The sequence below is a fragment of the Stenotrophomonas sp. Sm6012 genome, assembly GCF_030985895.1.
Classification (GTDB): domain Bacteria; phylum Pseudomonadota; class Gammaproteobacteria; order Xanthomonadales; family Xanthomonadaceae; genus Stenotrophomonas; species Stenotrophomonas forensis.
In genome coordinates this window covers 53,417-66,147 of the sequence record NZ_JAPTFX010000003.1, presented here as the reverse complement: position 1 = coordinate 66,147, position 12,731 = coordinate 53,417, and the positions used below count along the sequence as shown (strand labels likewise).

Genomic DNA, 12,731 nt, shown 5'->3' with positions numbered 1-12,731 from the left:
GCGCGCGCCAGGGCGCGCCCAGGGATGCATTTTCGCTGCTGCGGGGTGAATGTGGGTGAGGGTGAGCCGCCTCCCCTGCCCTCACCCCGGCCGCAGCATCACCACCAACACTCCCATCAGGGCGCTCCCTGCCGCCACGACCAGCCACACCTTCCCCACACTACGGGCGCTGAAGATGCCCACGGCAACGGCGATCAACAGCACGAACCCGAGCAGCGAACTGGTCAGGACCGAAACGGATGTGCGTACATTCACCAGCGAGGGCAGCAACAGCGCCAGTGCCGTGGCGGTAAGCGCGGTGAACACGTAGCCCCCCACCGAGGCAGCCAGCACCCGGCTCGCTACCTGCCAGCGATGGGCCGCGCCCTGCCCGGGTGCGGGCTTGGCACTGCGCGCGGCCTCGTGCGTCTGTGGCCAGCGGCGCTGCAGCATCAGGGCCATTCTTGCCAGCATCAACCCGAAGGCCAGGGCGACCAGCTCCACGCCGGCCTGCTGCCATGCGCCGCGCTGCAGGTACATCAGCAGCCCCTGCCCGGTGGTTGCCAGATTCACCAGCGGCAGTGCCAGGCACAGCGCGGCGGCCAGCCACAACTGCTCGATCCAGGCCAGGCGCGGTGGACGCCACAGTGCATGCAGCACCGAGGCCGCGCAGGTTAAAAGGAAAATGCGTATCTCCCACGCGCTGCGATCGCTCATTTCCAGTGGTAGCAACCGATTGCCGTGCAGGTAGACGATGCTTGCCAGTGCCACCCCGGCCAGCGATGCCACGTTGAACGCCTCCACGCAACGGTAGATGCCTGCCGTGGCGGCGCCGAACTCATGCTCGCTGCGCTTGCGCCGCTTGATGGAGAACAGCAGCGTGCCGATGGCGATCATCGCCGTGCCCAGCAGGCCGCTGATGAAGTACAGCCACTTCATCGGCCAGCCACCGAAATCGGCCTTGTGCAGGGCTTCGATGGTTTCGTGTACCTGCACGGCACCCAGTTGCTGCGGATGCGCTGCATGCTGCTGCAGGAGCCTGCCGCTGGCCGCATCGAAGGTCACCCGGCTGGCCTCGCTCAACAGGTGCCTGCCGGTGTTCCCCGCTGTCTTGCGGCCCTCCACTTCCACCACGCTGTGCACGGTGCCGGGCGCCTGGATCATCACCAGTGCCGGCGGCTGACCGCTGATGGCCTGCGCCCGCGCAAGCAGGTCCGGCAGGTTCGGCAGCTGCGCGCCCGCAACCAGGATGCCGGCCGGGACAGGTCGCCCAGGTGCCAGTTCGGCTTCATAGCGCGCATAGGCGTCATCGGCATTGCCATAGGCTGCCTGCACCGGCCACGGCAGATAGCTGCTGTAGAAGAAGGTCAACCCGGTGTAGCCGATCATGAACAGGAACGGCAGGGTCAGCACGGCACTCAGGTTGTGCGCATCCAGCCAGCTGCGCTGGCCCTTGCCTGGGCGGAAGGTGAAGAAGTCCTTGAAGATGCGCTTGTGCACCACCACGCCGGACACCAGCGCCAGCAGCATGCAGGCGGTGATCCAGCCAACCAGCCAGTAGCCGGCCATGCCGCCGTGCAGGGTGTAATGGAAGGACATGAAGTGGCGCCCGCCTTCGGTTTCCCGAAGACGAGGTGGTGGTTGTGGCATTCCGGTGCCGGCCTCTACCCAGCGTTCGTGCGCGCTGCCGCCGTCATCCTCCCATGAGAGCTGCAGCGGCCAGCCGTGCTGGGCAGGCCAACGGATCTGCCATGCCCGGGCATCGGCGGCGTTTGCAGCCAACCACTGCTGCGCTCGCGCTGCCTGCGCACCTGCATCCATTTCCTGCGGGGAGGCCGGCACCGGGCCGGCCTCCATCCATCGCGTGATCGGCTCGCGGAACACGCTGAGCGTGCCGGTGAGGAAGATCGCGCACAACAGCCAGCCGCAGGTGAGGCCGCACCAGGTGTGCAGCCACGACATGCTCTGCCGGAAGCCCGCCTTCATGCCATCCCCGTGGCGGGCATGCCCTTGCCCCGCCGGTTGCGGAGGATCACAGCGCGCCGCGCAGCGTCAGCATCACGTTGCGGGGTTCGCCAAAGAAGTTGCCGCGGCGGATCTGGCTGATCATCGCGTAATAGCGCGTGTCGAACAGGTTGGCCACGTTGACGCCCACGCTCCAGCGCGGATTGATCCGGTAGCCGGCACGCAGGTCCCACACCGCGCGTCCCGCCGCACCCATGCGCCAGTCCGGGTCGTCGTAGGCCGGATAGGAATAGCTGCTCTGTGCAGAGACGCCACCGCCCACGGAGAACGCATTCCACCGGCCGGGCAGCTGGTAGGACGTCGACAGGCGCAGCAGGTGGCGCGGCGTTTCGGCGCTGATGGTGGCGCCTTCATCGTCGCGGCTGGTGACGTGGGTATAGCCCGCCATCATCTGCCAACCGGGCGCCAGTTCGCCGCTGGCTTCGAGTTCAAAGCCCTTGCTGCGCAGCTTTCCGCCATTGCGGTAGCAGTCGGACGAGGCCAGCGATCCGGGGCAGCTGCCCGAGTCGGAGGCGTCCACCACGGCGTTGCCGGTCTTGCGGATGGAAAACACCGCAGCGGAGACGTTCAGGCGCCCATCGTTCAGTTCACCCTTCACGCCCAGCTCGTAGTTGGCCCCGATGGCGGGATCCAGCACCGCGCCGGATGATGTGACGTAGGAGCTCTGCGGCTGGAAGGTATCGGCGTAGCTGGCGTAGACCGACCACTGCGGGCCCAGGTCGTAGACCAGGCCGGCGTACGGGGTGAACTCGTGCTTCTGTTCGTAGTCGCGGCTCCTGGCGCCGGTGAAGCCATCGTTGGACTGGTACTTCACCCAGCTCAGCCGGCCACCCAGCGTGAGGTGCAGCGGTGCGGCCAGCTGCAGGCGCAGGTTGCTGTATACGCCGCTCTGCTGCGCACGCGCGTTTTCCGACCAGTCCCACGCGGGTTGCAGTGGCTGCGCGATGGCGCTGTGGTCCGGCGCGTAGACATCGATCGGCACGTCGATGGCCAGGTCCGCCGAGCTCTGGCGGGTGCGCTGGCGCGACCACATCGCCCCCAGCAGCAACTGGTGGGTGCGGCCGAAGGCGTCGAAACTGCCGGTGGTGTGCAGGTCGATACCATCGCTGCGCACGCGCGATCGGTTGAAGTAGATGTCATAGAAGCGCGAGCCGATGCCGGTGGCCCGGTCCACCCCGCCCACCGGAACCGCAACGCGCTGGTCCAGGTCCGATTCGGTGCGGTTCACCGACAGGCGCGCCTTCCAGCGCTCGTTGAAGCGGTGCTCCGCTTCGGCGAAGGCTTCGTCAACGGAGCCTTCCTGGCGGTTCCAGTCCTGGATGAGCGAGGTGGAGCGCTTGATGTCCAGCGCCCCGCCATCGGTGTAGCGCGGCAGGCCGAACAGCCAGTAGCCGTCGGTGTCACTGGCCTGATGACGCAGGCCGAAGGTGAGCGTGGTGTCCTGGCCCAGGTCGGCATCGATCACGCCGTAGGCCACCGGCGTCTTCGATGAGGTGCCGCGCTGGAAGTAGTCACGGTCCTGGTAGGCAGCGACGAGTCGGCCGCGCACGCTGCCGGCGGCATTGAGCGGGCCGCCACCGTCGACCTCGAGGCGATAGTTGTCCCACGAGCCCAGCGTGGCCGCCAGATCCAGGTGGGCCTGGTCGCGCGGGCGCTTGCGCACCATGTTGATCGCTCCGCTGGGGTCGGCCGCGCCGAGCATCATGCCGCCGGCACCGCGCAGCACTTCAACCCGCTCCAGCACGGCGGTGTCGATCGGCAGCCAGCCCACCGGGGCATAGACGATGCCGGCCACGCCATCGACCAGATAGTTGCTGTCGTCCACGGTGAAGCTGCGGATCGAGAACTTGTGGTTGCCGAAGTTGCGGGCGGTCTTGGTCACGCCCGTGGTCTGCGCCAGTGCCTCGTCCAGCGTGGTGAGGTTGCGGTCGTCCAGCTGCTGGCGGGTGATCACGCTGACCGATTGCGGGGTCTGGCGGATGCTCTGCCCCAGCTTGCCCAGGCTCAGCTCACGTGTCGTGTAGGAGCCATCGCCTGGGCCATTGGCGGTCACATTCACCGTCTGCAGGGTGGTCTGGGCATCCTTGCTGCGCGCAGGTGATGCTGCGTCCTGCGCCAGCGTGAACACGCCGGGGCGGGTGGCGTTGACACGTACCCCACTGCCCTCCAGCAGGCGCGCCAGTGCTTCCTGCGGCGTGTAGCTGCCCGTCACCGCCGGCGCGCGACGGCCGGCCACTGCCGATTCACTGAACAACACCTGCTGCCGTGACTGCTCGGAGAATCGGCGCAGTGCCGCATCCAGCGGTTGGGCTGGAATATTGAACGGCATGCGCTGTGCCGGCTGCGCCTGTGCGATGGCCGGCGCAGCCAGTGCGCTGGAAATGCACACGGCCAGCAGCGGCAGTCGCGTGGCCTGTACACCCGTAGAGAACGCGCGGGCGACAAGTGCGCGCTTGATCTTCATGTACCCCATTACCGCTCCATCATGCTTGGCCACCACTGGCCTCACTGGGGTAAACGGAAAACAGCGATGGGGTGGGAACCCGTGCTGGAAAAAATTCTTCCTGTGGGGTCAGCGCGCCACCGGCCGCTCGTCGATGCGATAGCCGCCCTGCGCCGTGCGGGTCACCCGCACAGGCAACAGATCCGGCAGCGCCTCCACGAAGCTGGCCGGGGCGTCGGTGGCGGCGTAGCCGGAAACCGGCAGGAACTTCAGCCCTGGCTGGCCCAGCGTGACCGGGTGGCCCAGATACTGCGCGACTTCCTGCGCCACTTCGTCCAGCGGGGTGCGCCGGAACACCAGGCGCCCGTTGCGCCAACCGCCGATGCTGTCTGCACTGGCAGAAATGGGGCGATACGTGGCTGTGGCGGTGGTAACGGCCAGGCCCTGTTCGGCGTACAGGCTGACCGGCGCGGTGCCTTCGGTGCGGTCCGGCTGTACCCGCACGTGCCCATGCAGCACCTTGACCAGCACTTCGCCCGGCCCGTTGCGCACACTGAAGGCAGTGCCGACCACGGTCACCCGGCTGCGCTGGGCATCGACGCTGAAGGGCCGCTCGGCCGCGGGGGCGACCTCGAAGAACGCCTCGCCCTGGCTGAGCACTACTTCGCGGCGGGAGCGATAGAAATGCACGGCCAGCGTGCTGCGCGCGTTGAGCGAAATCCGTGAGCCGTCGGGCAGTTGCAGATCACGGATCTCGCCAGCGGCGGTGCTCACGTCCTGTACGTAGCTGGGCGTGGTGTACCACCCGTAGCCGACGCCACCCAGGGCCAGGAGCGCCACAGCCGCAGCGGTCGCCACGCGAGGAAGGCGTCGCGACCGCGCGCGGCGCGTCATGCCGTCCGGTCGCAGGGCGGCAGGTGCCGCTGGCGCAGGCGCGGCCTGAGTGTCCGAGGCCAAGGCGGGGCGCGGCAGCTGGCCGAGGTCGTGCCAGGTCGCGGCCACGTCGGTGAACGCCCGCTGGTGCGCTTCGCTTTCGGCGAGCCAGTGCTGCAGGGCCGCCTCGTCATCCGGGCGCCAGTCCTCATCCTGCCGTCGCAGCAGCCACGTGGCCGCCGCCTCGTGCAGGGCAAACGGGTCAGAACCTGCGGCAGAAGGGAGATCGGTCATCGGCAGGGAAGATCGGCATCAATGGCAGGCGCCAACCCCTCGCCCGCCGCGCTGGACCGATGCAGTTCCTGCATCTGTTCCAGCGACGCATAGCGTACCCGCACTTGGCAGTAGGCAACCGCGCGCGACAGGTGCTTGACCACCATGCGGCGGGAGATCTGCATGCGGGCGGCCACCTCTTCCTGGGTCAGGCCATCGAAGCGGCAGAGCACGAAGGCCTCGCGTTGGCGCTCGGGCAGTTCGGCCATCGCGTCGGCCAGGCGTTGCAGGCGCTGGCGCTGTGCGGTGAGCTGCAACGGGCACTGTGATTCATCGCTGGCCATGGGATGGCCGGCATCCTCCGCCTCTGCCAGGGGCACGGTCTGCACGCGGCGGCCTGCGCTGCGCTCGCGGTACTCATCGGCCACGGTGTTCATTACCGTCCGGCGAAGGTAGGCGCCCTGCTGGTCGCTGGAGGCCAGCGAAGGATTTGCCGCAATCCATTTGACTGCGCCGTCGTGCAGGGCGTCCTCAGCGTCCCTTCCTCTGACACGCGCAAGGCCGCGGAGAATGGGCGCCCGCCAACGGGCATAGGCTTTGGCCAGCAGGTTCCCGCCCGTGGATGGGCCGCTCTCGGCCAGGCCTGCCTCTGCTGATGCACTGTGGTTCGCGGCCCCGCCCGTGCCCCGGCCTAGCGCGGACACGGCGCCCTCAGGACAGATGCCTGCGGTCTGCACAGGTAGGGCGGGACATTCACTTGGATAGCCGGCGGATGGGCCGCACTGGGCGACAGGGGGGAGGAATCCTGCAAGTGTAGTGAGAGTCATTTGCAATTGGAACTCCCCCGCCCTGCCCGTCCCCCTCGCGAAAGGTGCGCCGGTGCTACGTCACTCGCGCGACGGGCCAGCACCCTCGGCAACCCTGACGAAGACGGGGTTGGAATAGAACCACAGATCCGCCCACGGATCCTCGCCGGGCGCGTCCGCAAGTGCATCCACCACACCGGTGCTGTTGCCCCGCACCCGCACGAAGCCACCGCGCGGCGGCACCGGCACTGACCCGCGCGCCACGATCCAGTCGCCGTCACGCCGCCAGGTTGCCGCGTCGAATCCGCGCCGCTGCATCTGCAGCGCACCGTCCTCGTCCCTGCCGCCCACGATCAGCTCGATGCGCTTCAGCGCCGGGTGTTGCCCGTTCGCGTTGGCGTGCACCGGTTGCCGTGCCCGCACCTCCAGCTGCATCGTCTGCGCTGGCGCCAGCACCAGCGTGCCGCCCATCCCGGCGCTGGAGTCGCGGGCGGCTACCCGCAGCTCCAGCGCGTCGATCAGGTCGCCGGTGACGGTGAACATGCGGCCGCTGCGCAGGGCATCCAGGATATCTTCGGCCTCCGGCCGCGCCCATGCGTACGTCTTGCTGTACTCGCCCGGGTCGTAATCGCGTCCGCCGTCGCGCAGGTTCACATGCGAGTCCGAGTTGGCGGTGATCCAGAAGCGGATCCCGTCGGCCAGCATCTGGTCCCAGATGCCGCCGACCTGCGCGGTCATCTGATCGTAGCCGCCCAATGTGGGCGCGGCCGCGTTGCGGTACAGCCCGCGTTCGCTGCGGATGGCCTGGTGCCCGGGGGCGCCCTCCATGCCCACCAGCACCTGGGGTGCAGCTGCATGCCAGCCGCGCAGTTCGTCCGGGGTCACCTCGCCCCACTCCCCGATGCCGGTCGCGGTGCGCGAAGGATGGTTGATGAACATCAGTGGCGCAGGGGCCAGGCCGCGCAGGTAGGCCAGCGCCGCCTGCATCTGCTGTTCGCTATCGCGGCTGCCGTTCAGGGGCTCGCTGCGGCTGAAGTCCCGTTCGGCGGTCACCAGCTGGTCCCGTTCCTGCGGGCCCGGCGCGATGATCAGCGAGGCGTGCTCGCCGGCCGGCACATCGAATTCCATGCCATTGAACTGGATCACGTCGGGCACATCGGTGCGCGCCTGCAGCAGTGCGGGATAGGCATGGTCGCGGGTGACCGTTGAGTGGCCGGGGCCACCGTGGTCGGTGTGGACCATCCAGCGCAGGCCGAAGGCCCGGGCCTGTGCCGCATTATGGCTGCGGCTGTAGGGAGAGTCGCCACCACGCACCGGCGTGGGCGGCGTGGTGCGGCGGTCCCAGTCCACGCTCCATTCGCTGTGCACGTGGTGGTCACCGGCCAGCCATTGGCGGCCAGCGTCGTCTGCCTGCGTTGCCGCCGCCGGGGCGGAGAATGCCGGGGCCGCCGCTGCGAACAGCGCCAGCATTACAAGGTTCTTCATGGGTTCACCTCTGAAAAGCGCGCGGACGACGCACGGACCCTTGCGGGTCCGCACGCTGCCGCTGCGTGGATGCCTGCTTAGAAGTCCGCGCGCAGGCCCAGGCTGATGCGACGGCCCGAGGTCTCATCCATGGTCGGGAAGGACGGGTCCATGGTGTAGCCGCTGGTCCGCTCGTTGGTGAGGTTGATGCCCTTCAGGCTGATCTTGATGTTGTCGGTGATGCGGTAACCGATCGACACATCCATCTGGCCATAGGCATCGCGCCAGATCGGGTACAGGTTGTAGCCGATCGATTCGACGTAGGCGCCCTTGTGGTTGTAGGACACGCGGGCGTCGAAGCGCGAATTCTCGTAGTAGGCGGTGAGGTTCCAGGTCTTCTCCGACAGGCCCGGCATCGGGGTGCGGATGCCCAGGCCGGATTCGCCGGCCAGCGAGCTGTCCAGCATGGTGTAGTTGGCATTGATGCCAAACCCGTCCAGCCACGGGGTGAACATGTTCAGCGGCAGCTGCGCCACCAGCTCAACGCCATCGACCTGGTAGGAACCCTTGGCATTCACCGGCTGGTAGACGTCGAAATCGTAGATGCCATTGAGGCTGCCGTTGGCGTTGTACACCGCCACATCCGGCACCACGCCGGTCAGCGAGTTGATCACCACGCCATCGATGTTCTTGCGGAAGTAGCTGGCGGCGAACAGCGCGCCGTTGTCCAGGTACTTCTCCAGGCCGATCTCCCACTGCTTGGCATAGGTGGGCATCAGCTCAGGATTGCCATCGGTGAAACGGTAGGAGCCCCAGCTGGCGGTGCGCTTGTAGGCGATGTCGGACAGCGCCGGGCGCATCATCACCTTGGACGCCGCCGCGCGCAGCAGCAGGCCGTGCGACAGCTCGGCGGTCATGTTGAAGCTGGGCAGCAGATCGTCATAGCTTGCCGTCCTTCGACACCGGGGTGTCGGTGTAGCCGGTGCTGCCGTTGGGCAGCTGGATCGGGTGATAGCCGAACGAATCGACCTTGGTATCCACGTAGCGCGCACCCGCATTGACGGTGAACGGCACGCTGCCGATGTCGAAGGCGAAGTCGGCCATCGCGTAGAAGCTCATCACCTTCTCGTCGACCTGGTAGAACTGGCCAGGATCGAACGGAGTCTGGAAGCCCGCGTAGCGGAACGCGCTGCGTGCGTAGTCGTTGGAGATCTGCTGCCAGGCCAGGCCCTTGTTGGAGTAGCTGCCGCCGGGAACGATGTCGTCGATGTACTGCAGCGGGCTGTCGGCCATCGTGCGGGTGTTGACCCAGGCGCTGCTGCCCGCGCTCGGCCCGGTGATCTTCAGTTCGCCGTACTGGCGTTCCTTGGAGCGGTCGGTATAGCGTGCACCGAACCGGACCGTGTGCAGCGCGGGCAGGAAGGCCATGTCCAGCAGGCGGGTGACATTGATCTGGGCGGCGTACTTGTCGTCCTTCACCTTCTCCAGCGTGGTCTCGTAGGCCTCGAACAGGTACCGGGCCGGGTCGTTGTACATGTCGAAGCTGCCGGCGGCGGCAGTCGGGATGGTTTCACCGCTGCTGCCGGTCCAGCGGGTGCGCGACGGCGCATAGGCCACGTGCTTGAGATTGGAGAAATCCGAGGTCTTTTCCGCGCCGGAGTAGCCCACCAGCGCATCCACGTACCAACGGTCGCCCTTCCAGTCCATCGCCATGCTGTACTGGCTGTAGTCGGTCTTGTTGATCCGCTCCTTGCTCAGCATCTCGTGCTGGGTGGCGGTGTAGGACACATCGCGCAGCACCACCATGCCGTACTCGGACAGCGTAGTGGCATCGTAGGCATGGATGGTATCGAACGTGCTGCGACTCGACGCGGAATAGGCGGCCGCGTCGTACTCGTCCTCGGTACTGTCATAGCCGCCGACCATCGCGTCGAAGGTCAGGCTGAAGGTGTTGCTGGGCTTGTACTGCAACGACCCGGTGGCGCCCCACTTGTCCTGCTCGTTGAGATAGACGCGGTCGCCCACCTTGTCCTGGAACACGACCCGGTTGGTCTGCTCGGCATCATTGCGATTGGTGATGTTGACGCCCGCGTCGCGCAGCAGCACCGCCTGTGCCTGGGTGCCGCGGGTGCCCGAGGCAGTGAGGAATCGCGAGGACGGCCGGAAGTTGATGCCCGAGGTGGAGTCGGTGCGGTTGGTGCGCTTGGACTGCGAGTACGAGACCAGCGCGCCCCAGTCACCCCAGGTATCGGCGGCGAGGAAGGCAAAACGCGGGTCCACCTCCTTCGAGATGCTGTTGTGCGCGCCTTCGGCGGAGAACACGAGCTTGCGTTCGTTGTAGTCGAACGGGCGCGCCGTGGAGATCTTCACCGAGCCGGCAATGCCGCCCTCTTCGTCGGCGGCGGTGGGCGACTTCTGCACGGTCACCTGCTGGATGATCTCCGAGGCGAACATGTCGAATTCGACGTCGCGACCACCACTGCCGGAGGCGGTCGCCAGATCGTTGATCGAAACGTGGGTGTACTCCGAAGGCAGGCCGCGCACATTGACCTTGGTGCCCAGGCCCTTGTTGCGCTCGATGGTCACGCCCGGCATGCGCTGCAGGGCTTCAGCGAGATTCTGTTCGGGAAAATCGGCCACGTCGGTCGCAACGATCGAATCCGAAAAGCCCACCGTGGCGCGCTTGATGTCCACGGCCTTCTCCAGGCTGCGGCTGTAGCTGCCGGTGACCTGGATGGTTTCCAGGTTGGCCGCCTGCGCACCGGAACTCGCAGCGCTGGCCGGTGCCGATGCCGCGACTGCGCCCGCTACCGCCCCGGGTGCTGCCAGCGCGGAGGTACCGGCCGGCGCGCTGGCGTCCTGTGCCTCGATGGTGACCGTGGTGGCATTGAGATACCGGTAGCGCAGCCCGGTGCCGGCCAGCAGGCGGGTCAGCGCTGCGTCCGCGCTGAGGCCGGCCGGCACGCCCGGCGTGCGCGGATTGCCGGCATTCTGCGCGTTGTAGACGAACTGCAGGCCGGTCTGGCGCGACAGCGCGTTGAGCGCCCCATCCAGCGGCTGCGAGGCGATCGCTTCGCTGGCGACGCGGGCCGGTTCTGCGGCGTTGGCGCCGGCCGTGGCGGTGATCTGCAGTGCAAGGGCAATGGAAAGGAACAGGGTGCGGCGCATCGTAGGGTCCAGTAGGGAATGGCGGTGGTCGCGGAACGGGTGTGTTCCTGCATTCCCCATCTACGAGTGCGCAGCGCGCCGATCGGGCACCCCTTGTTCGATGAATTTTTTCTTACAGCGCCTGCGGCGCTCCAGCACGCAACCGCACATGGATTCCGTCCGGTGCCACCTGCGTGACCAGCGTCGGTTGCTGGTCGAGGAATGCGCGCAGCGACGCCACGTCATCCGCGCGCAGGTTGCCGGTCAGGCGCAGCGCACCGGCGTCATCGCTCACGTGCAGGCGCAGAATGTTGCGCCGGTTGAAACGGTCGGCCACGTCGCGCAGTGCCTCGTCGCGGAACAGCACCCGCCCGGTCCACCATGCCGTCATGCTGGCGGCGTCTTCCTCGCGGATGCGCACGCGCTGGTCACGGTAGTCGACCTGTGCCGCCTGCCCGGCGCCAAGGTCGGCCAGCATGCGGCCGCGGCCACCATCGCCGCGCACGTGCACGCGCCCCTCGCTGACGCCGATGCGGGCCTGTTCGCGCAGCAGCGAGACATCGAACGTGGTGCCGATGTCCGTCACCTGCAGGCCAGCAGCATGTACCGCGAACGGGCGCCGGTCCTTGGCCACGACAAAGCTGGCCTGGCCACGTTCAAGCTCGACGCGCCGCCCCAGCAGGGTCATGCGTACCGATATCTCGCTTTCAGCGTCCAGGCGCACTACGGTGCTGTCGGGCAGCGTGACCTGCCGCGGCATGCCATGTGCGGCCACATAGTGCCCGGTGCGCGGCCAGGCGGCGGTCGCGCCTGCGCCTACAGCCAGCATCAGCGCCGCTGCGGCCGCGATGCGCGGCAAGCCGGGTGCGGGCCGTGCCCGGCGCTGGCTTGATGCCGCGGACGGGCGTGGCGACAACCGCACGACGTTGTGATCATTGCGCGTCGGCGCGGGAGCCTTCAACAGTGCGTCGACGTCATCCGGCATGCCGCGCAGCGCATCGCCCAACGCACCGGCCACCTCGCTGATTGCCATGTACTCGCGCAGGTGTTCGGGGGAAGCCAGCAGCCACTGCATGAAGGCCTGCTGCTGCGAAGGGCTGAGGTCGCCTTCGCGCTGCAGCGCGTGCCACTGCGCGGCGGCCAGGGTCAGCGCCGATGGATGTTCAGTGGCCACGCTCACGACCTCCCTGCCGGTTCGGCCAGCGCCCGACGGCACACCGAAAGCCCGCGCACCACGTGCTTCTTCACCATATGCGCTGACACGCCCATGCGTTCGGCGATCTGCTTGTAGCTCAAGCCATCGCGGTACTGCATGACCAGCACCGCCCGGGTGTGTTCGGGCAGGGTCTGCAGCAGCGTCTGCAGGCGCTGGCGGCGCTGCTCCCGTTCGGCGGCATCTTCCACGCATTCCCCGCTGGCCAGGCTTTGGCCCGGGCCTTCGATTTCTTCGATGGACAGGGTCGACCAGCGCCGGCGCGCGGCCTGCTCGCGTGCCAGATTCTGCGCGACGGTGAACAGGTACGCTTCCGGGTTGGCGATCGGCTCGCCCTTGCCTTCATGCGCACGCAGCAGGCGCAGATAGGTTTCCTGCACCAGGTCTTCGGCGTCCTGCCGCGCACCGCGTCGCACGAAGAAGCCACGCAATAGTGGCGCGTGCTCTTCGAACATGCGCGCCAGGCGCCGCCTTGCCTGTTCGGCCACCTGCGTCGCCCCTGCCCCCT

At 67.5% G+C, this 12,731-nt stretch carries 9 protein-coding genes; all 9 read right to left on the bottom strand.

The window, feature by feature from the left end; genetic code table 11:
• Window positions 1–81 precede the first annotated feature (81 nt).
• The 9 genes from O0J73_RS01305 to O0J73_RS01265 all read right to left on the bottom strand — a co-directional run bounded on the left by O0J73_RS01305 (window position 82) and on the right by O0J73_RS01265 (window position 12,711).
• A complete protein-coding gene (locus tag O0J73_RS01305; protein WP_308307839.1) occupies window positions 82–1,965 on the bottom strand; it encodes a PepSY-associated TM helix domain-containing protein in 1,884 nt (627 codons plus the stop codon).
• A gap of 46 nt (window positions 1,966–2,011) precedes the next feature.
• The gene (locus O0J73_RS01300; RefSeq protein WP_006445745.1) at window positions 2,012–4,477 is read right to left on the bottom strand and encodes a TonB-dependent receptor; all 2,466 of its coding nucleotides are present in this window, start codon (window positions 4,475–4,477) and stop codon (window positions 2,012–2,014) included.
• 99 nt (window positions 4,478–4,576) lie between these two features.
• On the bottom strand, window positions 4,577–5,614 hold the full coding sequence (locus O0J73_RS01295; protein ID WP_308307838.1) for a FecR domain-containing protein: 1,038 nt from the start codon (window positions 5,612–5,614) through the stop codon (window positions 4,577–4,579).
• Window positions 5,611–6,420, bottom strand: a complete 810-nt coding sequence (locus tag O0J73_RS01290; protein ID WP_308307837.1) for a sigma-70 family RNA polymerase sigma factor — start codon at window positions 6,418–6,420, stop codon at window positions 5,611–5,613. The genes O0J73_RS01295 and O0J73_RS01290 overlap by 4 nt, the downstream gene beginning before the upstream one ends.
• Window positions 6,421–6,480: 60 nt before the next feature.
• On the bottom strand, window positions 6,481–7,884 hold the full coding sequence (locus O0J73_RS01285; RefSeq protein ID WP_308307836.1) for a hypothetical protein: 1,404 nt from the start codon (window positions 7,882–7,884) through the stop codon (window positions 6,481–6,483).
• 77 nt (window positions 7,885–7,961) lie between these two features.
• Entirely contained in the window at window positions 7,962–8,780 is an 819-nt protein-coding gene (locus tag O0J73_RS01280; RefSeq protein WP_308307835.1) for a TonB-dependent receptor, read from the bottom strand.
• A gap of 22 nt (window positions 8,781–8,802) precedes the next feature.
• Window positions 8,803–11,031 carry a TonB-dependent receptor gene (locus tag O0J73_RS01275; RefSeq protein WP_308307834.1) on the bottom strand — a complete coding sequence of 743 codons (2,229 nt, stop codon included), beginning with the start codon at window positions 11,029–11,031 and terminating at the stop codon, window positions 8,803–8,805.
• 112 nt (window positions 11,032–11,143) lie between these two features.
• Complete coding sequence (locus O0J73_RS01270; protein ID WP_308307833.1) at window positions 11,144–12,184, bottom strand: FecR domain-containing protein; 1,041 nt, start codon at window positions 12,182–12,184, stop codon at window positions 11,144–11,146.
• Window positions 12,185–12,186: 2 nt separating this feature from the next.
• Complete coding sequence (locus tag O0J73_RS01265) at window positions 12,187–12,711, bottom strand: sigma-70 family RNA polymerase sigma factor (protein WP_006445987.1); 525 nt, start codon at window positions 12,709–12,711, stop codon at window positions 12,187–12,189.
• Window positions 12,712–12,731: the final 20 nt, after the last annotated feature.